This is a genomic window from Pseudomonas ceruminis, from assembly GCF_021602025.1.
Taxonomy (GTDB): domain Bacteria; phylum Pseudomonadota; class Gammaproteobacteria; order Pseudomonadales; family Pseudomonadaceae; genus Aquipseudomonas; species Aquipseudomonas ceruminis.
Genome location: NZ_BQHW01000013.1, coordinates 103,836 through 125,731, shown reverse-complemented (window position 1 = coordinate 125,731; position 21,896 = coordinate 103,836). Strand labels below are relative to the sequence as shown.

Here is a 21,896-nt window from a genome sequence, read left to right as displayed (position 1 = left end):
CCCATTGCCTATAATGAGGGCCAGCCTGAACCCGGCAATGACTGCCATGTCCAAGCACCACCACGCACCAAGGAATTCTGCGCAATGGCGTATTACCGTACACCCCACGATGTTACGGCCCTGCCTGCCTGGCAGGCTCTCCAGCAGCACCGCGACGCCATGCAGAATTTCAGCATGCGCGAAGCCTTCGCCGCCGATGCCAACCGCTTCAATGAGTTTTCGCTGAGCAGCTGCGGCCTGTTCCTCGACTATTCGAAAAACCTGATCACCGAACAGACCCGCGACCTCCTGGTGAACCTGGCCGACCAAGCCGGCCTGCAGGAGGCGATCAAGGCGATGTTCAGCGGTGAGATCATCAACGCCTCGGAGGGCCGCCCGGTCCTGCACACGGCATTGCGCCGGCCGGTGGGCGACAAGCTCAGCGTCAACGGCGTCAACGTGATGCCCGAGGTACACAAGGTACTCAACCAGATCACCGAACTGGTCGGCCGGATTCACGACGGCCTATGGCGCGGCTACAGCGAAAAGCCAATCACCGACGTGGTCAACATCGGCATCGGCGGCTCGTTCCTCGGCCCGGAGCTGGTGTCCGAAGCCCTGCTCCCCTATGCCCAGCGTGGCGTGCGCTGCCATTATCTGGCCAACATCGACGGCAGCGAATTCCATGAGCTGTCGGCCAGCCTGCGCGCCGAAACCACCTTGTTCATCGTCTCGTCGAAGTCGTTCAATACCCTCGAGACCCTGAAGAACGCCATGGCCGCGCGTACCTGGTACCTGGCCCAGGGCGGTTCGGAAGCCGAGCTGTATCGCCATTTCATCGCCGTGTCCAGCAACAAGGCCGCCGCCGTGGCCTTCGGCATCCGCGAAGAGAACATCTTCCCGATGTGGGACTGGGTGGGCGGGCGGTATTCGCTGTGGTCGGCCATCGGCCTGCCGATCGCCCTGGCCATCGGCACGGCCAACTTCAAGGAACTGCTGTCCGGTGCCTACACCATGGACCAGCATTTCCAGACCGCGCCGTTCGACGAGAACATGCCAGTACTGCTGGCCCTGCTGGGCGTCTGGTACGGCAACTTCTGGGGCGCCCAGAGCCACGCGATCCTGCCGTACGACCATTACCTGCGTAACATCACCAAGCACCTGCAGCAACTGGACATGGAGTCCAACGGCAAGAGCGTGCTGCAGGATGGCACGCCGGTGAAGACCGATACCGGCCCAGTGATCTGGGGTGGCGTTGGCTGCAACGGCCAGCATGCCTACCACCAGCTGCTGCACCAAGGCACGCAGCTGATTCCGGCGGACTTCATCGTCCCGGTGGTCAGCTTCAACCCGGTAGCCGACCATCATCAGTGGCTGTACGCCAACTGCCTGTCGCAGAGCCAGGCACTGATGCTCGGCAAGCCCCGCGAGGAAGCCGAGGCTGAGCTGCGCCAGAAGGGCCTGAACGAAGCCGACATCGAGAAACTCGCACCGCACAAGGTGATCCCGGGCAACCGCCCGAGCAACACCCTGGTGGTCGAACGCATCAGCCCACGCCGCCTGGGTGCGCTGGTGGCGATGTACGAGCACAAGGTGTTCGTGCAAAGCGTGATCTGGGGCATCAATGCCTTCGACCAATGGGGTGTGGAGCTGGGCAAGGAGTTGGGCAAGGGTGTGTACCAGCGCCTGGTTGGCAGCCTGGAAGAGAGCGCTGAAGATGGCTCGACCCAAGGTCTGATCAACTACTTCCGCGGCCGTCATCGCGGCTGACCGGCTGCCCTCTTCGCCATCCGGCTTGCTCGCGAAGAGGGCGGCACCGAAGGAACACCGCTTCCAGCTACACTGTCCAATCGAATAGCCGTTGCAGTCCATCGCCCCTACAAGAGCAAAGGACCACCTGCCATGTTCGATATCCGCGACTACCCCCAGGCCCTGGCTGTCAGCCAGGGCGCTGCCCTCACCGACGACGATTACCGCCGCCTCTACCGCCAGTCGATCGAAGACCCCGACGCCTTCTGGGCCGAACAGGCCAAGCGCCTGGACTGGATCAAGCCCTGGACAAGCGTTCAACAGTGCGACCTCACGTCTGGCAAGGCCCGCTGGTTCGACGGTGCCCAGCTCAACGTGAGCTACAACTGTATCGACCGCCACCTGGCCAGCCGCGGCGAGCAGACGGCCTTGCTGTGGGAAGGTGACGCGCCTGACGACGCCAAAGCCATCAGCTACCGCGAACTGCACCGCCAGGTCTGCCGCCTGGCGAATGCCTTGAAGGCGCGCGGGGTGAAGAAAGGCGACCGGGTGTGCATCTACATGCCGATGATCCCCGAAGCTGCCTACGCCATGCTGGCCTGCACCCGCATTGGCGCCATCCACTCGGTGGTGTTTGGCGGCTTCTCCCCCGACGCGCTGCGCGACCGTATTCTGGATGCCGACTGCCGTACCGTGATCACCGCCGATGAGGGCGTGCGTGGCGGCAAACGCATCCCCCTGAAGCAGAACGTCGACAAGGCCCTGGCCAGTTGCCCCAGCGTCAGTAGCGTGTTCGTGGTACGCCGCACCGGCGCCGAGGTCGCCTGGAGCGAGGGCCGCGACCTCTGGTACCACACGGTGACGGAAAAGGCCGGCGACAACTGCCCCCCGGAGCCGATGGAGGCCGAAGACCCACTGTTCATCCTTTATACCTCCGGCAGCACCGGCAAACCCAAGGGCGTGTTGCACACCACCGCCGGTTACCTGCTGCAGGCGACCTTGACCTTCAAAGTGGTATTCGACTACCGCGAAGCAGAGGTGTTCTGGTGTACCGCTGATGTCGGCTGGGTCACCGGCCACAGCTACATCGTCTATGGACCATTGGCCAACGGCGCGATTTCACTGATGTTCGAAGGCGTGCCCAACTACCCGGACACCTCGCGCTTCTGGCAGGTGGTGGACAAGCACCAGGTGAACATCTTCTACACTGCCCCCACTGCCCTGCGCGCACTGATGCGCGAAGGCTCCGGGCCACTGCAGGGTACCTCGCGCAAGAGTTTGCGACTGCTCGGCACCGTCGGCGAACCGATCAACCCGGAGGCCTGGGAATGGTACTTCGAGGACGTGGGGCAAAAACGCTGCCCCATCGTCGACACCTGGTGGCAGACCGAAACCGGCGGCATCATGCTCACGCCCCTGCCCGGGACACTGAGGCTCAAGCCCGGTTGTGCCACCCAGCCCATGTTCGGTGTACAACCGGTGCTGCTGGACGAAAAAGGCAAGCTCATCGAAGGCCCCGGCGCGGGTCTGCTGGCGATCAAGGCCAGCTGGCCAGGCCAGATCCGCAGCGTCTATGGCGACCATCAACGCATGGTCGACACCTACTTCAAACCTCTGCCCGGTTATTACTTCACCGGAGACGGAGCGCGCCGCGATGCTGACGGCGACTACTGGATCACCGGCCGCATTGACGACGTGATCAATGTGTCCGGCCACCGCATCGGCACGGCTGAAGTAGAAAGCGCACTGGTGCTGCACGACAGCGTGGCCGAAGCTGCAGTGGTCGGTTACCCCCATGACCTCAAGGGCCAGGGTGTGTATGCCTTTGTCACCACCATGAACGGGGTGACCCCCGACGACGCGCTCAAGGCCGAGCTGTTGGCGCTGGTGAGCAAGGAGATCGGCAGTTTCGCCAAGCCAGAGCTGATCCAGTGGGCGCCGGCCTTGCCCAAGACCCGCTCGGGCAAGATCATGCGGCGTATACTGCGCAAGATCGCCTGCAACGAGCTGGACAGCCTGGGCGATACGTCGACCCTGGCCGACCCGAGTGTGGTGCAGGGGTTGATCGACAAACGCCTCAATCAATAGCTGGCGGCAGATGTTCATGGCCGCCCTGAACAGCAGGTCGCCATGGAAGCTCTACGTCGCCGCATCGAAACCCAGGTCATGAGCCTTACAGGGCTGGCCCTCGGCCAGCTCGACCTGGAGTCTCCCAAAGGCGACCCTGGCCTGTTTGGCCCGCACAGCATGAGCTGGCGGGTGCATGGCGACTTCCCCAGCATGCTGGTCGGCGGCATCAGCGCCCTGCTCCTGCAACTGCTGCACCCCCTGGCCTTGGCCGGTGTATGGGACCATTCGAATTTCCGCCAGGACCTGCTCGGCCGCCTGCGCCGTACCAGCCAGTTCATTTCCGGCACCACGTTCGGCTCGACCCGCGATGCCGAGTGGTTGCTCGAGAAGGTGCGCACCATTCATCTGCAGGTGACCGGAACAGCGCTCGATGGCCGCCCCTATGCGGCCAGCGACCCCGACCTGCTGACCTGGGTGCACGTGGCCGAAGTGAGCAGCTTCCTGGCTGCCCACCTGCGCTATCGCAACCCACAGCTCTCGCGCGCCGACCAGGATGCCTATTACGATGAAGTGGCGCTGATCGCGGAACGCCTCGGTGCCCGGGACGTCCCCCGCTCATGCCTGCAGGTCGAAGCGTATTTGCAGCGCATGCGCTCACAACTGCAATGCGATGCACGTAGCCTGGAAGTCGTCGAAGTCCTGCTTGCAGCTCCCGCCCCCAGTCGCCTGGCCGAACCTGTGGGCAAGCTGATGTTGCGTGCGGGCATCGATTTGTTGCCTGACTGGGCGCAGGCAATGCTCGGCCTGCAACAAGGTATGCTGCAGCGGCACATCATCCGCCTGGGCCTCAAGCGCACCGCGCCAGTGCTGCGCTGGGCCATGCGCGATGGCTCAGCGCATCGGGCGCGGCGGCGCATGGGCATCGATTGAGGCGAAAATGGCCGCCTGAGCGGAACCGATTTAACGTGCCATACTCCAAGCACTCCGGCTTAGACAGACGAAGCGACACATGTACAAAGGATTGACTCGCGCCCTTGGCGCCATGCTGGCTCTCGTGGCCCTATACAGCCTGCTTGGCTTCCTCATTCTTCCCGGTGTCGGCCTGCGCATCGCCAACCAGCAGTTGGCGCAATACGCCACGGTGCCGGCGCATCTGCAACGCATCGAATTCAACCCGTTCAGCCTCGAGCTGACCCTGTGGGGCCTGCAGATCGGCGAGCCCGGCAAAGAGCAAGTCGGTGTCGAGCGGCTGTACGCCAACCTGGCCCTCGACAGCGTGTGGACCGGCGCCCTGCACCTGCAGGCCGTAGAACTCGACAAACCACGCAACGAGGTGCTGTTCGCCAAGGACGGCACCCTCAACCTGACCCAGCTGTTCAAGCTGCCGGCCAGCGAACCCAAGCCTGAGGCGCCTCCCTCCGACCCGTTCCCCTTGCGGATCGGCAGTATCAAGCTCAACGGTGGCTACCTGCATTTTGCCGACCAGCGCCCGAGCGAGCCAATCGAGTTCCTCTACGACGACATGAATCTGGAGCTGAAGAACCTCAGCACACTGCCCGATGACAATGCCGACATGACCCTGGTGGCGAACGGCCCCAACGGCGGGCGTATCGACTGGAGCGGCACACTGAGCCTTGCGCCGATCGCCTCGCAAGGCACCTTGAAAGTCACCGACGCCAAGATGAAGCTGTTCTGGCCTTACGTGCGCGACGCCGTGCCGCTGGTACTGGAAGACGGCGTGGTCAACCTCGATACCCACTACACGCTCAACCTGTCCAAGGAAACCGAGCTGCTGCTGAACAATACCTCCGTGCGCGTCGCGCCCTTCGCCATCAAGGCACCCGATGGTCGGCCGCTGGCCCGCCTGGCCAATCTGGAGGTGAGCGAAACCTCCATCGACCTGGCCAAGCAGTTGGTCACAGTGGGCAAGGTCCGCAGCGAAAAACTCGAAACCTGGGCAGCGCTGGAGCAGGATGGCCAGCTCGACTGGCAGAAGCTGTTTGCCAGCCAGCCCGCCAAGGCAACATCAAAGGAAAAAGCCGAACCAGCGGCCGCCGAGCCTACACCCGAAGAGAAGGCCGCCAAGGAACCGAGCAAGCCTTGGCAAGTACTGCTCAAGGACGTACAACTGCGCAACTACCAGGTGCACCTGGCCGACCGCAGCCAGAAAGAGCCGGTAGCGCTGGACGTCGGGCCACTGAACGTCGACATGCAGGGCTTCGACAGCCTCAACCAGTCGCCCTTCACCCTCAAGCTTGACACCGGCATTGGCAAGCAGGGCAAACTGCAGGCCGCAGGCCAAGTCAACCTGGCCCCGGTCACCGCCAAACTGGATGTCAGCACCCGTGATATCGACCTGCGCATCGCCCAGGCCTACCTCAGCCCGTTCATCCGCCTCGAGCTGCGCAGCGGCATGCTCGACAGCGATCTCAAGGTCGACCTCAAGCGCACAGAGCCATTGGCGTTTACCGTAGCCGGCAAGGCGCAAGTCAACCAACTGCACACCCTGGACACCATCAAGGGCCGTGATTTCGTCAAATGGCAGCAGGTCGATGTCGATGGCCTGTCCTACGTACATGGCGATGCGCTCACCATCGACAAGGTAACGCTGCTGCAGCCGTATGCGCGCTTCATCATCAACGAGGATCGCACCACCAGTGTCGATGACCTGCTGATCCCGCAGCCAGCCGGGGCGCCTGCCTCAGCGAAGAGCCCCGCCGCCAGTGCCACGGCCAGCAAGCCGCTGGGCATCCACATTGGCCAGATCAACATCAACGATGGCTCGGCCAACTTCGCCGACCTTACCCTGACCCCCAACTTCGCCACCGCCATTCAGCAGCTCAATGGCCAGATCGGCACCCTCGACAACCGCAAACCGGCACCGGCCAAGGTGGACGTGAAAGGCAAGGTCGACCGTTATGCGCCGGTCACGATCAAGGGCGCGCTTAACCCGTTCAACCCGCTGGCCAGCCTGGACATCGCCACCAGCTTCAAGCGCGTCGAACTGACCACGCTGACGCCCTACTCCGGCAAGTTCGCCGGCTTCCGCATCCGCAAAGGCCGCCTGAACCTCGACTTGCACTACCTGATCACCAACGGCCAGCTCAAGGCCGAAAACAAGGTGGTCGTCGAGCAGTTGCAACTGGGCGAGAAGGTCGACAGCCCGGATGCGGTAGATTTGCCGATTCGTCTGGCGGTAGCACTGCTCAAGGACACCGAAGGCAAGATCTCGATCGAGCTGCCGGTGACGGGCGACCTCAACAACCCACAGTTCAGCGTGATGCCGATCGTCTGGCAAACCCTGCGCAACCTGGTGCTGCGCGCCGCCCAGGCGCCGTTCAAGTTCATCGGCGGGTTGATTGCCGGTGGTGATTCGCAAGACCTCGGCAACGTGGCTTTCACCCCGGGCTCCAGCGAGCTCAGCGCCGATGCGCAGTCGGCGCTGGACAAGCTCGCCTCGGCCCTCAAGGAACGCCCAGAACTGCGCCTGGAGATCGAGGGCACCAGCGCCCAGAGCAGTGATGGCCCGTTGATCGCCCAGCAGCGTCTGGAGCGTGAATACCAGGCGACCTGGTACAAGATCCTGCAACGCCGTGGTGACAAGGTGCCGGCCAATGCCTCGATGCTGGTGGTCGATGACAGCGATAAACCTGCGATGCTGGAAGGCATCTACCGGACTCGCCTGAAGCAGCAGCCACCGGCCGAGTGGCAACAGCTGAGCCGTGACGAACGCACGGCCAAGCTGCGCGAAGCAGTGATCAAGTCATGGGCCGAAAGCACCGCGTTGCTGCGAACCCTGGGCCAGGAGCGGGCCAGCAGCATCAAGGACTACCTGGTTGGTCGACAAAGGCAAGCTGGAGGATGGCCGGGTGTACTTCATCGATACCAGCTTGGGGCAAGCGGAGAAAGACGGCCGGGTGATCACACCGATGCATCTGGATGCCGAGTGAACTGCGCTAGCTGTACCGGCCCCATCGCCGCCAAACCGACGATGGGGCCCTCTGATACAACACTTCAACTCAGGCCAGCCGCTGCCCCGACACCGCCGGGTGATACAACGGCTGCACCTTGTTCCCAGCCGGGTCCAGCAAGTGAAAGCTACGGGCCCCATCACCGTGATTGAAAGGCCGGTCCAGCAAGGTTACCCCATGGGCCTTGAAGTACTGGTACCAGGCCTCCAGTTCCTCCACGCTGTCGACGATGAAGCCGTAGTGGTCCAGCGTCTGCAGGCCATTGGCAGCCCCCGCACCGCGCCCGAGCGACAGGTTATCGTTGCCACAGGTCAAGTACACCAGGTCCTCATTGGCGCGATTCAATACCTGCATGCCCAGTACATCGACGTAGAAGCGCTCGCACTCCTCCAGGTTGGGCACCAGCAAGGCAATATGACGCAGACCGTTCAAACGACCGGGACGAGCAGGTAATTCAGGCATTGGGCTAGCTCCATTTTTGTATACAATTCTTTTTTGAATTTAAAACAAAAGGAGCTATTTGTGTACAGTCTGTTTATCAAGACGCGGGTAAAGCCCGGTTGCGCTGCTGCTTATCTCGATGCCATCAAGCTCAACGCCGCCGCGTCCGTAGCGACCGAGCCCGGCTGCCTGGTGTTCGACGTCTCGCAGGATCGCCTCGATCCGGATGTCATCTACCTGTATGAGATCTATCAGGACGATGAAGCCTATGAAGCGCATACCCGCACCGCGCACTTTCGCGACAGCCGCCCGGTGGTCGAGCCACTGACGCTCGAGCAGGAATGCTTCGAGAGCGATGTGATCGCACGAAACCCGGTGTATTGACGTGCAATGAAAAGCCCCGGCCGAGGCCGGGGCTTGGTACAACGATGGCCAAATCCGTCTGGCCGGCGGGACATTCCTTATTCGGCTTTCAGGCCGTCAGCCGATACGGCCTTCACGCCTTTGATTTTCTTGGTGATGGCAATGGCCATCTCTTTTTGCGACTCGGTCACGGCAGTGGTCGAAGACAGCGAAACCACACCCTTGTTGGTCTCGACCTTGATGTCAGAACCCGGGATACCCTTTTCGGTCAACAGGTCCGATTTGACCTTGGTGGTGATCCAGGTATCGGAAGTGGCTTCTTTGGCTTTGGTCACCTCACCGGCCGCCAGCGTCATCGGGGCCTGGGTGGACTGTTGGGCAAACGCCGCGTTAGCCATGGTCAGGGTCAGAGCGGTAGCAGTAGCGGCAGCAATGGCGAACTTCTTCATGTGGGTCACTCCTGTTTTTCGAAAGGTCTGCGCCGTATGTCCTGGCGGCAGGTATGAAGGTAGTTGCATGCGCTATGCCAGCTTTTCCGCTTCGCTTGTTTCCTTATAAATCAATGAGTTACATAAAAATGCGAGCACCGCCGGTCGTGCATTTTGCAATCCGCGCCGTAAATCTGCGTGCAAGATGCAAGTCCACAAAAGGTTCCGCCTGGGCAATAAAAAAGGGCCCCGCGAAGGGGCCCTTTTCATATTGCATGGCGGTCGTTTAGACGCCCGAAGCCTTGGCAGCGGCAACGTCTTTGATCGACAGCTTGATACGGCCGCGGTTGTCCACGTCCAGTACCAGAACTTCAACTTCCTGACCTTCTTTCAGAATGTCGGTCACCTTCTCTACACGCGCATCGCTGAGCATGGAGATGTGCACCAGGCCATCCTTGCCCGGCAGGATGTTGACGAAGGCACCGAAGTCGACGATGCGCTCGACCTTGCCCACGTAGATCTTGCCGATCTCGGCCTCTGCGGTGATACCCAGGATGCGCTGGCGAGCAGCTTCCGCGGCATCTTTGGTTTCGCCGAAGATCTTGATCGAGCCATCGTCTTCGATGTCGATCGAGGCCTTGGTTTCTTCGCAGATGGCGCGAATGGTGGCGCCGCCTTTACCGATGACGTCACGGATCTTGTCGGTGTCGATCTTCATCGCGATCATGGTCGGGGCGTTGGCCGACAGCTCGGTACGCGATTGGCCGATGATCTGGTTCATCTGGCCGAGGATGTTCAGGCGCGCTTCCAGGGCTTGGCCCAGGGCGATTTCCATGATCTCTTCGGTGATGCCGTTGATCTTGATGTCCATCTGCAGCGCAGTAACGCCTTTGGCGGTACCAGCAACCTTGAAGTCCATGTCGCCCAGGTGGTCTTCGTCACCCAGGATGTCGGTCAGGACCGCGAACTTCTCGCCTTCCTTGACCAGGCCCATGGCGATACCGGCAACCGGTGCCTTCATCGGTACACCCGCGTCCATCAGGGCCAGGGAAGCACCGCAAACGGAGGCCATGGAGCTCGAGCCGTTGGACTCGGTGATTTCCGAAACCACACGGATGGTGTACGGGAACACGTCAGCAGCAGGCAGCATGGCCTGGACCGAACGGCGGGCCAGACGGCCGTGACCGATTTCACGACGGCCTGCACCGCCCATGCGACCACACTCGCCCACCGAGAACGGCGGGAAGTTGTAGTGCAGCATGAAGGGGTCTTTCTTCTCGCCTTCAAGGGTGTCCAGCAGCTGGGCGTCACGGGCAGTACCCAGGGTCGCAACGACCAGGGCCTGGGTTTCGCCACGGGTGAACAGTGCAGAACCGTGGGTTTTCGGCAGTACGCCGACTTCGATGTTCAGCGGGCGCACGGTCTTGGTGTCACGACCATCGATACGCGGCTTGCCGTTGACGATGTTCTCGCGAACGGTGCGGTATTCGATTTCACCGAAGATTTCTTTGACTTCGGACGCCGATGGCTGGCCTTCTTCACCGGAGAACTTGGCGATCGCCTGATCACGCAGCTCGCCCAGGCGCGCATAGCGGTCAGCCTTGACAGTGATGGTGTAGGCCTGAGAAACGCCCTCACCGAATTCGGCGCGGATGGCGTTGAACAGTTCGGTGTTGGCAACGGCTGGTTTCCAGTCCCAGGTCGGCTTGGCAGCTTCAGCGGCCAGCTCTTTGACAGCCTGGATAACGGCCTGGAATTCGTCGTGGGCGAACAGAACGGCGCCCAGCATCTGGTCTTCGGTCAGCTCTTGGGCTTCCGACTCAACCATCAGTACAGCAGATTCGGTACCGGCAACGACCATGTCCAGGCTGGAGGCAGCCAGTTGCTCGTAGGTCGGGTTCAGCAGGTAGCCGGTGCTTTCGTGGAAGGCAACGCGAGCCGCGCCGATCGGGCCTTCGAACGGAATGCCGGAGATGGCCAGGGCAGCCGAGGTACCGATCATCGCAGCGATGTCCGGGTCGGTCTTCTTGCTGGTGGACACCACGGTGCAGACGACCTGGACTTCGTTCATGAAGCCTTCAGGGAACAGCGGGCGGATCGGACGGTCGATCAGGCGCGAGGTCAGCGTCTCTTTCTCGGAAGGACGGCCTTCACGCTTGAAGAAGCCACCCGGGATCTTGCCGGCGGCGTAGGTCTTTTCCTGGTAGTGGACCGACAGCGGGAAGAAGCCCTTGCCTGGGTCGGCCTGCTTGGCTCCGACCACGGTCACCAGCACGGTGACGTCGTTGTCGACGGTAACCAGCACGGCGCCGGTTGCCTGGCGGGCAATTCGGCCCGTCTCGAGAGTAACGGTCGACTGACCGAACTGGAATTTCTTGATTACCGGGTTCACGGTTTCCTACCTTTTTCAGTGGCTCTGGGGGAACTGGTTTCTTGCGAATTCTTGGGCAGAACGGGGAATCGGCCCCATTGACCGTCCAGATACAACACGAGGCTGGGAGCCTGGCGCCGAGCGGATAATCCGCTCAACATTGCCAGGCTGCCAACCTCGAAGATACGCGTGGCGTGTTCGACGCAAACGCTGCCAGGCAGCGTTCCCGAAGCATGCAACACGCCATGCACACCACTGACCAGGCCGCTATTAGCGACGCAGGCCCAGGCGACCGATCAGGGCGCTGTAACGAGTGGTGTCTTTGCCCTTCAGGTAGTCCAGCAGCTTACGACGCTGGTTAACCATACGGATCAGGCCACGACGCGAGTGGTGGTCTTTACCGTTGGCCTTGAAGTGGCCTTGCAGCTTGTTGATGTTCGCGGTCAGCAGAGCGACCTGAACTTCCGGGCTACCAGTGTCGCCAGCGGCTTGCTGGAAGTCGGTAACGATTTGAGCTTTTTCTTCAACGCTGAGGGCCATGAGGCTTCTCCTGATAACGGAACCCGCGAACGGGTCCAATAGGCCAGGGACAAATCCCTGTATTAATAAAAAAGGTGTGACCGTGCCTACTGACAGCCACCCTTGTGTCCGCGGGCCGCAGCCGAAGCCTTGACCCGTGGTTTCGATCATTCCGACCGAATCAGTCGACGCGGCGCAATGCGCCCGTCTTCGCTCACTTCACCGATACCGATGAAGCGACCATTGTGATCCTGTACCCGGACCATGCCAAATTGCGGCGCGTCCGGCGCACGTACTGCCTGACCATGCAGCCAGTAGAAAGCGCTGTGTTCGGACAGGCCAACCAGCGGCCAGTCCTGCAGACCACTGTCGGCAGGCATGAGGAAGCGGTCGAGCGCTTCGTTGCCACCTTCGGCGTGTGCCTGTTCGAGTTCCTCGAGGGTCACGGTCTGGGCCAGCTCGAAGGGCCCCGCGTGGGTCCTGCGCAGCTCGGCAACATAGGCGCCGCAGCCAAGGGCCTCACCGATATCCTCCACCAGGGTGCGGATATAGGTGCCTTTGCTGCATCCTACGCTCAGCCGTGCACGGGTGCCTTCGCACTCGAGCAACTCCAAGCGGCCAATAGTAACAGAACGCGCCTCGCGCTCCACTACCTCTCCTGCACGTGCCAGTTTGTAAAGCGGCTGACCGTCACGCTTGAGGGCCGAGTACATGGGCGGTATCTGGCTGATCGGGCCGCGAAAACGAGGCAGCAGTGCCTCGATATCGACACGACCAACGGTCACCTCCCGCGTTTGCAGGACTTCGCCTTCAGCGTCGGCAGTGTTGGTAGTCTGCCCCAGCTGCATGACCGTTTCGTAGCCCTTGTCGGAATCGAGCAGGTACTGCGAAAACTTGGTCGCCTCGCCAAAGCACAACGGCAGCACGCCAGTGGCCAAGGGGTCGAGGCTGCCGGTGTGGCCGGCCTTCTCGGCATTGAGCAACCAGCGCACTTTCTGCAATGCAGCGTTGGAGGTGAACCCCAACGGCTTGTCGAGCAGGATGATGCCGCTGACATTGCGGCGGATACGTTTGACCTGGGCCACCACTTACTCCTTGGTGTCCAGCTCGTCGGCGTCCTTGTGCAGGCGGTCTTCGGCCACCGCACGCTCGATCAGCGCCGACAGGTGTACACCACGGCTGACGCTTTCATCGAAGTGGAAGTGCAGTTGCGGCACGCTGCGCAGCTGCATCGAGCGGCCCAGGTGCAGGCGCAGGAAACTGGCGGCGCTGTTCAGCGCCTTGAGCGACTGCTGCACCGCGTCCGGGGTTTCTTCACCCATGACGGTGATGAAAACCTTGGCATGCCCCAGGTCGCGGCTGACGTCCACGGCGGTGATGGTCACCAGACCGACGCGTGGATCCTTGACTTCACGGCGGATCAGTTCAGCCAGCTCGCGCTGCATCTGATCACCGATACGTTGGGTACGGCTGTATTCTTTGGCCATTTTTGCTACCTGTAACGTAAAGCGGCAAACGCCCGGTCAGGCTGAAGCCTGACCGGGCGCTACCTACTGAGGCGCTGCCACCGCCCTGGGACGGGGGCTGGCGCCATGCTCGCCCATTAAAGGGTACGAGCAACCTGGACTTTCTCGAAGACTTCGATCTTGTCGCCGACCTTGACGTCGTTGTAGCTCTTGACGCCAATACCGCACTCCATGCCCGAACGCACTTCGGCAGCGTCGTCCTTGAAGCGACGCAGCGACTCCAGCTCGCCTTCGAAGATCACAACGTCTTCGCGCAGTACGCGGATCGGACGGTTGCGGTACACGGTACCCTCGATGACCATACAGCCAGCGATGGCGCCGAACTTCGGCGAACGGAACACGTCACGTACTTCGGCGACGCCCAGGATGTTCTCGCGAACATCGCTGCCCAGCATGCCGGTCAGGGCCTTCTTGACGTCTTCGATGATGTCGTAGATCACGTTGTAGTAACGCATATCCAGACCTTCCTGCTCGACGATCTTGCGCGCACCGGCATCGGCACGCACGTTGAAGCCGAACAGCACCGCGTTGGACGCCAGCGCCAGGTTGGCATCGCTCTCGGTGATACCACCGACGCCGCCACCGATCACACGAACCTGAACTTCGTCGTTGCCCAAGCCGCCGAGCGAACCCTGCAGTGCTTCCAGGGAACCACGTACGTCGGTCTTGAGGACGATGTTGAGGGTCTTCTTCTCTTCCTGACCCATGGTCTCGAAGATGTTTTCCAGCTTGCCGGCGTGAGCACGGGCCAGCTTGACCTCGCGGTACTTGCCCTGACGGAACAGTGCAACTTCGCGGGCTTTCTTCTCGTCAGCAACCACGGACAGCTCGTCACCGGCTTCCGGCGTGCCGTCCAGGCCGAGGATCTCGACCGGGATCGACGGGCCAGCTTCCTTCACAGGCTTGCCGTTCTCGTCGAGCATGGCGCGAACACGGCCGTAGTTGGAGCCGCACAGGACCATGTCGCCCTGACGCAGGGTACCGTCCTGAACCAGGATGGTGGCTACCGGGCCGCGGCCCTTGTCGAGGCGCGATTCGACCACGACACCACGACCTGGAGCGGTCGGGGTAGCGGTCAGCTCGAGGATCTCGGCTTGCAGCAACACGGCTTCGAGCAGTTCATCGACACCGGTACCCATCTTCGCCGAAACCTTGACGAACGGCGTGTCACCACCCCAGTCCTCGGAGGTCACGCCTTCGACAGCCAGTTCGTTACGGATGCGATCGAGGTCGGCACCCGGCTTGTCGATCTTGTTCACTGCAACAACCAGTGGAACACCGGCTGCCTTGGCATGCTGGACGGCTTCGCGGGTCTGCGGCATCACACCGTCGTCCGCTGCCACCACCAGGATGACGATGTCGGTAGCCTTGGCACCACGGGCACGCATTGCGGTGAACGCGGCGTGGCCTGGGGTATCGAGGAAGGTGACCATGCCGCGGTCGGTTTCCACGTGGTAGGCACCGATGTGCTGGGTAATACCACCGGCTTCGCCAGCAGCAACCTTGGCACGACGGATGTAGTCGAGCAGCGAGGTCTTACCGTGGTCAACGTGGCCCATTACGGTAACGACCGGGGCACGCGATTCGGTTTGGCCTTCGAACTTCAACGACTCGGCCAGGGAGTCTTCCAGGGCAGTGTCGCTGACCAAGGTCACCTTGTGGCCCAGTTCTTCTGCGATCAGCTGAGCGGTTTCCTGGTCGAGCACCTGGTTGATGGTGACCGGGGTACCCAGCTTGAACATGAACTTGACGACTTCGGCGGCCTTGACCGACATCTGCTGTGCAAGCTCCGAGACGGTGATGGTCTCGCCGATGGTCACGTCACGGATGACAGGACCGGTCGGGTTCTGGAAGCCATGCTGGTTGCGCTTCTTCAGCTTGCCCTTGCCACCACGACCACGGCGAGCGCCATCGCTCTCTTCGTCGGTGGTGCGCGGAGCGGCACGCGGCGTCGGAGCCTTTTCCTTCTCCTTGACCTTGACCTTGATCGACACCCGCGGCGCCTCGCCACGACGACGGTCGTCATCGCGAGTGCGGCTTTCGTTGCGGCGAGTCTCGTCCTTCTTGCGCTCGGCAGCACGGGCAGCGGCGTCTTCGGACGCCGGAGCGTCGGCGACTACCGGTGCCGGGGCAGCGGCAGGTGCCGGCTCTGCCTTGGCAGCCGTTGCAGGCGCAGCAGTGGCCGTTTCGGCAGCCTGGCGACGGGCCTGCTCTTCGTTACGCTGGCGAACCTCGGCCTCGACCTTCTCGCGAGCGGCGTTTTCAGCCGCGCGGCGCTCTTCCTGCTCGCGCTTCTGCTCGGCCTGGATCTCTTCCGGGCTGCGCTGCACGAATACTTTCTTCTTGCGTACTTCTACGCTGATGCTCTTGCTACCGGCGACACGCAGGGTGCTGGTGGTCTTGCGCTGCAAGGTAATCTTGCGCGGCTCTTCCGCCTTGCTCTTGTGGCTGCTCTTCAAATGGGTCAGCAGAGTCTGCTTCTCATTGTCGGTCACTACCTGACCGGCGTCGGTGTGCGGCAGACCTGCCTCACGCATCTGCTGCAGCAGGCGCTCTACCGGTGCCTCGACCTCTTGGGCCAGTTCTTTCACCGTGACTTGCGTCATGCACTTCTCTCCTCAGGCCGCGCCTAATTACTCGAACCAGTGGGCTCGGGCGGCCATGATCAACTTGCCGGCACGCTCTTCGTCGATGCCGTCGATGTCGAGCAGGTCGTCAATCGACTGCTCGGCCAGGTCTTCGCGGTTAACCACGCCGCGCACCGCCAGTTCCGCCGCCAGGTCCTTGTCCATGCCCTCAAGGGAGAGCAGGTCTTCGGCCGGATGGGCGTCTGCCAGTTTTTCTTCGGTAGCGATGGCCTTGGTCAACAAACGGTCCTTGGCTCGAGCGCGGAGCTCATTGACGATATCCTCGTCAAAGCCATCGATGTTGAGCATTTCTTCCAACGGTACGTAGGCAATTTCTTCGAGGCTGGTAAAGCCTTCGTCGACCAGCACTTGGGCCAGCTCCTCGTCGACTTCCAGTTCCTCGATGAAGTTGCGCAGGATGTCACCGGTTTCAGCCTGCTGCTTGGCCTGGATATCCTTTTCGGTCATCACGTTCAGGGTCCAGCCGGTCAACTGACTGGCCAGGCGAACGTTCTGACCACCACGGCCAATGGCCTGGGCCAGGTTGTCCTCGGCAACGGCGATGTCCATGGCATGGGCATCTTCATCAACGATGATCGCCGCGACTTCAGCCGGCGACATGGCGTTGATGACAAATTGCGCCGGGTTCTCGTCCCACAGGACGATATCCACACGCTCACCACCCAGCTCGCCGGATACGGCCTGGACACGCGAACCGCGCATGCCGATACAGGCACCTTGCGGGTCGATGCGCTTGTCCTTGGAGCGGACGGCGATCTTGGCACGCGAACCCGGATCACGGGACGCGGCCATGACTTCGATAAGGCCTTCGGCGATTTCCGGCACCTCGATGCGGAACAGCTCGATCAGCATCTGCGGCGCAGTGCGCGACAGGATCAGCTGAGGGCCGCGGTTCTCGGTGCGGATTTCCTTGAGCAGCGCACGCAAGCGCACGCCAACCCGGAAGGTCTCACGCGGAATGATGTCTTCACGGGCCAGCAGCGCTTCCGCGTTGTTGCCCAGGTCGACGATGACGTTGTCGCGGGTGACCTTTTTCACAGTCCCCGAGATGATCTCGCCCACGCGTTCGCGGTAGGCATCCACCACCTGGGCGCGCTCGGCCTCGCGGACCTTCTGCACGATGACCTGCTTGGCGGTCTGGGCGGCAATACGACCGAATTCGATGGACTCGATCTTCTCTTCGATCACGTCACCTACCTTGGCATCAGGGTGGGTCTCGTGAATCTTGGCCAGCCAGGTCTCGATGGCCGGATCGTCCAGATCGGCCTCATCGACCACGGTCCAGCGACGGAAGGTCTCATAGCTACCGGTGTGGCGGTTGATTTCCACACGCAGGTCGACTTCGTCCTCAAAACGTTTTTTGGTTGCAGTAGCCAGGGCCACTTCCAGCGCTTCGAAAATGACGCCGGGCGGTACACCTTTTTCGTTGGATACCGATTCAACAACCAGCAGTACTTCTTTGCTCATCGTACGCCTCGCCTTGCGCAAGCCATTGGGCCCGGATAGTCCGCCGGGCCCGGCACGTCTCAGTCAAAACTGGGAATAATATTGGCCTTGTCGATCGAGTCGATCGGCAACAGGAACTCGTGACTGTCCACCTGGACCACCACATCCTGCTCCTCCACACCGCGGAGAAGGCCCTGGAAGTTACGACGCCCCTCAAAGGGTGTACGCAGCTTGATCTTCACTTGTTCGCCGGCATGCGAGGCAAACTGTTCCAGTGTGAACAGCGGGCGATCCATGCCAGGAGAGGACACCTCAAGGGTATATTCACTGCTGATCGGATCTTCCACATCGAGGATGGCGCTGGCTTGGCGGCTGACCGATTCGCAGTCGTCCACCAGAATGCCGCCTTCCTTGTCGATGTAGATGCGCAATACCGAATGCTTACCCTGGGAAACGTACTCGATCCCCCAGCATTGATAGCCCAGACCCTCGACAACCGGGGCCAACAAGGCCTGCAACTGTTCTAGCTTGCTCGACACCTGAACCCCCTCGTGCATGCTGTGCAAATAAAAAATGGGCGAAGCGCCCATCCCTGAAAGCGCCGTAGGACAACGACGCCGTAAACTGTTCGGCTAGCAAAAAGCCCCTGAAAAGGGGCTCCGCTGAAGCTGGTTGCGGGGGCTGGATTTGAACCAACGACCTTCGGGTTATGAGCCCGACGAGCTACCAAGCTGCTCCACCCCGCGACAAAGCTGGGGCGAAAGTATAAGACCGAACCCGTTGCTGGGTCAATCCAACCTCCACCTGCAAGAAAGCCCGCTAAAGCGGGCTCTCAAGCTTTAATTGGTACCGAGAAGGGGACTCGAACCCCTACACCCTATGGGCACAACCACCTCAAGGTTGCGTGTCTACCAATTCCACCACCTCGGCAATACTACATCTTGAAACCCGTTACTTCTGCTCTTCGGCTGGAGGAGGTACATCACCTTTGGGGGTGGTTTCGCTCTTCTGCTCCTGGAGCACCGGTACATCATCATTTACTGCCGGCTTTGGCTCTTTAACTTCCAACACCGCCGGATCCGGAAGACCCGCCTGGCTCAGCTGGTGAGCTTGTTGCTTGGCGAAGTATCCTAACCCAAGTGCCGTCAAAAAGAAAGTGGCAGCAAGTATAGCAGTAAATTTACTTAGGAAGGTAGCAGAACCTTGGCTTCCGAACACAGTATTTGAAGCACCTGCGCCGAAAGATGCACCTGCTTCCGCACCTTTACCCTGTTGCAACAGAACCAGCACTACTAGCGACAGCGCTGCCAACAGATGAAAAACAACGATGACTGTTTCCAGCATTTGTTCAGTTTCCTGCGGCGCGACAAATTGCACCGAATTCGTCTGCGTTCAGGGATGCTCCACCAATGAGCCCCCCATCAATATCCGGCATGCCGAACAGTTCGGCCGCATTGGCCGCCTTCACGCTACCGCCGTAGAGAAGCTGCACGTTTTCTGCAACTTCGGCGTCCATCGCTGCCAACTGCTTGCGGATGGCAGCATGCACATCCTGAGCTTGTTGCGGCGAGGCCGTCAAACCTGTACCGATGGCCCAGACAGGCTCATAGGCAACTACTGCATTGGCAAAAGCGGTAATACCGAACGCGTCGATAACACTGCTTAGTTGACGCCCAACAACTTCAAGCGTCTTGCCTGCCTCACGCTCTTCAAGAGTTTCCCCTATGCAGAGCACCGGCGTCAAACCACTTTTCTGAGCAGCTGCAAACTTGCGATTCAGCACTTCTTCACTTTCGCCGATAATCTGGCGACGCTCGGAATGGCCAATCAATACCAACTTGCAACCTGCTTCAGCCAACTGACTCGGTGCAACTTCACCGGTCAGCGCACCCTGTTCGGGTTGTACTGCAGAATTCTGTGCTCCAACGATGATTCCCTTGCCCTTCAGGCCATCAATGACTTCATTGATGAACAAGGCCGGTGGGAATACCGCGACTTCGATACCTTCGGGAATGAGCATTTTGCCCAAACCCTGAGTCAGCTCAGCGACGCTGGCGCGGGTACCGTGCATCTTCCAGTTACCAGCTACCATGGGGCGACGCATGCTTTACCTCGTCGGTCAAAGTGGGCGCAGATCTTACCCAACCCGATCTGCGCTGGCAAGCCTCTTTCAGACACAAACTTCTTTGACCAGCTTGGCCAAGGCTTCGGCGTGGGTGCGCACCTGGTGCTCGTCGTCACCTTCGACCATCACCCGGACCAACGGCTCGGTACCGGATTTGCGCAACAGCACACGCCCGCGCCCTGCCATGTCCTCGGTCACCTTGGCGCTGGCCTCCTTGACCGCAGGGTGCTCCAGAGGGTCGACCTTGCTTGCACCGAAGCGCACGTTGATCAACACCTGGGGGCACTTGCGCAGGGCCTGGCGGGCCTGTGCCAGCGTCTCGCCGCGGCGCTTGAGTGCCATCAGCACCTGCAGTGCGGCAATGATCGCATCACCGGTAGTGGTATGGTTGCAGCACACCACGTGGCCAGAGTTCTCGCCACCGACCAGCCACTCGCGCTCAAGCAGCTCTGCCATCACGTAACGGTCGCCGACCTTGGCCCGCACGAACGGGATATCCAGGTCCTTGAGCGCCAGCTCCAGGCCCAGGTTGCTCATCAAGGTACCGACCACACCGCCCTGCAGCTTGCCTCGCTCGTGCATGTCGCGGGCGATGATGAACAGCAATTCGTCACCGTCGACGATGGCACCGGTATGGTCCACCATCAGCACACGGTCGCCATCACCGTCGAAAGCGATGCCCAGATCGGCATGGCCAACCAGTACTGCGGCCTGCAGCGACTCAATATGGGTCGAACCGCAGTTTTCGTTGATATTCAGCCCGTCGGGCTGTGCATGCAGCACGGTCACGTCGGCACCCAACTCACGGAACACGCTCGGCGCGACCTTGTACGTAGCACCGTGGGCACAGTCGATCACCAGCTTGAGGCCCTCAAAGCTGGTGCTGCTGGGCACGCTGCTCTTGCAGAACTCGATGTAGCGGCCTGCAGCGTCGTTGATACGCGACACCTTGCCCAGCTTGCTCGAGTCGACCACCGTCATGGGCTGATCAAGCAACTCTTCGATCATCAGCTCGACTTCGTCCGGCAGCTTGGTGCCCTGGCCCGAGAAAAACTTGATACCGTTGTCATCGTGCGGATTGTGCGAGGCACTGATGACGATACCCGCCTCGGCATGGAACGTGCGGGTAAGGTAAGCGATGGCGGGCGTGGGCATCGGGCCAAGCAACATGACGTCGGCACCTGCTGCGGACAGCCCGGCCTCCAGTGCAGACTCGAACATGTAACCGGAGATGCGCGTGTCTTTGCCCACCAGCACGCGGCAATTGCCTTGCTTGCGGAAGGCCATGCCCGCCGCCCAGCCCAGCTTGAGCATGAAGTCAGGAGTGATCGGGTATTCGCCGACACGGCCACGGATGCCGTCGGTACCAAAATATTTTCTGCTCATAGAAACTCCAGTGTTCTTATTCGGCGCCTTGCACCGCAGCAATCATGCGCACTACATCGACAGTCTCGGCCACATCGTGGACGCGCAGAATGCTGGCGCCCTTGGTCATGGCCAACGCCGCCAGCGCCAGGCTGCCGTACAGTCGCTCGCCGACCGGGCGATCCAGCGCCAGGCCGATCATGCTCTTGCGTGAAACGCCCACCAACAACGGACGCCCGAGGCGATAGAGCGCTTCCATGTGTTTGAACAGGCTGAGGTTGTGCGCCAGTGTCTTGGCGAACCCGAAACCCGGGTCAAGAATGACCCGCTCGGCACCGATGCCCACCGCTGCGCAAGCAGCCATTCGCTGCTCAAGATAGCGCGTTACATCGGCGGTCACATCCTCGTAATGCGGGTTGTCCTGCATGTTCCCCGGCTCGCCACGCATGTGCATCAGGCACACCGGCAACCCCGTATCCGCTGCAGCATCCAGGGCGCCATCGCGCTCCAGTGCACGGACATCGTTGATCAGGCCAGCACCCAGGCGCGCGGCCTCGCGAATGACGGCTGGGGTAGAGGTATCGACAGAGATGACGACGTCGAGACGGCTGTTGATGGCCTCGACCATCGGGGCCACCCGCTCGAGCTCTTCGGTGACGGATACAGCGCGCGCACCCGGGCGCGTCGATTCGCCACCGATGTCGATCAGTGTGGCACCGGCCGCAACCATCGCCTCGGCATGGCGCAACGCTTCGTCACGCTGGGTGAAGCGCCCGCCGTCGGAGAACGAATCAGGGGTGATATTGAGGATACCCATGACATGGGTACGGGACAAATCAAGAACCCGGTTGCCGCAAGGCAACCGGGTCGGGTACAGCTTCGAGCTCATAGATGC

General features: G+C 61.1%; 17 protein-coding genes, 2 tRNA genes and 1 pseudogene. 5 read left to right on the top strand and 15 right to left on the bottom strand.

The genetic code is table 11. The annotated features are described in order from the left end of the window. The first annotated feature begins 84 nt into the window (after positions 1-84). From pgi to L6D80_RS16480, 4 genes and pseudogenes are all read left to right on the top strand, one after another. Entirely contained in the window at positions 85-1,749 is a 1,665-nt protein-coding gene (pgi, locus tag L6D80_RS16495) for a glucose-6-phosphate isomerase (protein ID WP_176515051.1), read from the top strand. Positions 1,750-1,881: 132 nt separating this feature from the next. Next, the gene (gene acs, locus L6D80_RS16490; protein ID WP_054903521.1) at positions 1,882-3,816 is read left to right on the top strand and encodes an acetate--CoA ligase; all 1,935 of its coding nucleotides are present in this window, start codon (positions 1,882-1,884) and stop codon (positions 3,814-3,816) included. Positions 3,817-3,858: 42 nt separating this feature from the next. Beyond that, positions 3,859-4,728, top strand: a complete 870-nt coding sequence (locus L6D80_RS16485; protein WP_176515053.1) for an oxygenase MpaB family protein — start codon at positions 3,859-3,861, stop codon at positions 4,726-4,728. 79 nt (positions 4,729-4,807) lie between these two features. After that, positions 4,808-7,748 (top strand): annotated as a pseudogene (locus L6D80_RS16480) (DUF748 domain-containing protein). Positions 7,749-7,817: 69 nt separating this feature from the next. Here L6D80_RS16480 and L6D80_RS16475 read toward each other — a convergent pair. Beyond that, positions 7,818-8,231, bottom strand: a complete 414-nt coding sequence (locus tag L6D80_RS16475) for a VOC family protein (RefSeq protein ID WP_176515055.1) — start codon at positions 8,229-8,231, stop codon at positions 7,818-7,820. Positions 8,232-8,291: 60 nt separating this feature from the next. Between L6D80_RS16475 and L6D80_RS16470 the strand changes: the two genes are divergently transcribed. Beyond that, positions 8,292-8,594 carry a heme-binding protein gene (locus tag L6D80_RS16470; RefSeq protein ID WP_054903789.1) on the top strand — a complete coding sequence of 101 codons (303 nt, stop codon included), beginning with the start codon at positions 8,292-8,294 and terminating at the stop codon, positions 8,592-8,594. Positions 8,595-8,671: 77 nt separating this feature from the next. Here the strand turns inward: L6D80_RS16470 and L6D80_RS16465 are convergent, their stop codons facing one another. The 14 genes from L6D80_RS16465 to folP form a co-directional block, all read right to left on the bottom strand. Further along, positions 8,672-9,022 (bottom strand): BON domain-containing protein, encoded by a 351-nt coding sequence (locus L6D80_RS16465; protein ID WP_016489161.1) that lies wholly within the window; start codon positions 9,020-9,022, stop codon positions 8,672-8,674. A 265-nt stretch (positions 9,023-9,287) separates the two neighbouring features. Then, positions 9,288-11,393: a polyribonucleotide nucleotidyltransferase gene (gene pnp / locus L6D80_RS16460; protein ID WP_054900961.1), complete on the bottom strand. Its 2,106-nt coding sequence runs from the start codon at positions 11,391-11,393 to the stop codon at positions 9,288-9,290. 249 nt (positions 11,394-11,642) lie between these two features. Continuing rightward, the gene (rpsO, locus tag L6D80_RS16455; RefSeq protein WP_012274241.1) at positions 11,643-11,912 is read right to left on the bottom strand and encodes a 30S ribosomal protein S15; all 270 of its coding nucleotides are present in this window, start codon (positions 11,910-11,912) and stop codon (positions 11,643-11,645) included. Positions 11,913-12,058: 146 nt separating this feature from the next. After that, positions 12,059-12,976, bottom strand: a complete 918-nt coding sequence (gene truB, locus L6D80_RS16450) for a tRNA pseudouridine(55) synthase TruB (protein ID WP_176515058.1) — start codon at positions 12,974-12,976, stop codon at positions 12,059-12,061. 3 nt (positions 12,977-12,979) lie between these two features. After that, positions 12,980-13,378, bottom strand: coding sequence for a 30S ribosome-binding factor RbfA (rbfA, locus tag L6D80_RS16445; RefSeq protein ID WP_016391794.1), 399 nt, complete (start codon positions 13,376-13,378; stop codon positions 12,980-12,982). A 116-nt stretch (positions 13,379-13,494) separates the two neighbouring features. Next, complete coding sequence (gene infB / locus L6D80_RS16440) at positions 13,495-16,023, bottom strand: translation initiation factor IF-2 (RefSeq protein WP_054900959.1); 2,529 nt, start codon at positions 16,021-16,023, stop codon at positions 13,495-13,497. 27 nt (positions 16,024-16,050) lie between these two features. Then, the gene (gene nusA / locus L6D80_RS16435; RefSeq protein WP_054900958.1) at positions 16,051-17,532 is read right to left on the bottom strand and encodes a transcription termination factor NusA; all 1,482 of its coding nucleotides are present in this window, start codon (positions 17,530-17,532) and stop codon (positions 16,051-16,053) included. 59 nt (positions 17,533-17,591) lie between these two features. Continuing rightward, entirely contained in the window at positions 17,592-18,050 is a 459-nt protein-coding gene (rimP, locus tag L6D80_RS16430) for a ribosome maturation factor RimP (protein WP_054900968.1), read from the bottom strand. A 130-nt stretch (positions 18,051-18,180) separates the two neighbouring features. Continuing rightward, positions 18,181-18,257, bottom strand: a tRNA-Met gene (locus tag L6D80_RS16425). Between the two features lie 98 nt (positions 18,258-18,355). Next, a tRNA-Leu gene (locus L6D80_RS16420) sits at positions 18,356-18,441 on the bottom strand. Positions 18,442-18,462: 21 nt separating this feature from the next. Further along, entirely contained in the window at positions 18,463-18,855 is a 393-nt protein-coding gene (gene secG / locus L6D80_RS16415; protein ID WP_054900957.1) for a preprotein translocase subunit SecG, read from the bottom strand. 4 nt (positions 18,856-18,859) lie between these two features. Continuing rightward, on the bottom strand, positions 18,860-19,615 hold the full coding sequence (gene tpiA / locus L6D80_RS16410) for a triose-phosphate isomerase (RefSeq protein ID WP_176515060.1): 756 nt from the start codon (positions 19,613-19,615) through the stop codon (positions 18,860-18,862). A gap of 66 nt (positions 19,616-19,681) precedes the next feature. Further along, positions 19,682-21,022 (bottom strand): phosphoglucosamine mutase, encoded by a 1,341-nt coding sequence (gene glmM, locus L6D80_RS16405; RefSeq protein ID WP_176515062.1) that lies wholly within the window; start codon positions 21,020-21,022, stop codon positions 19,682-19,684. A 16-nt stretch (positions 21,023-21,038) separates the two neighbouring features. Then, positions 21,039-21,890, bottom strand: coding sequence for a dihydropteroate synthase (gene folP / locus L6D80_RS16400; protein ID WP_054900954.1), 852 nt, complete (start codon positions 21,888-21,890; stop codon positions 21,039-21,041). Positions 21,891-21,896: the final 6 nt, after the last annotated feature.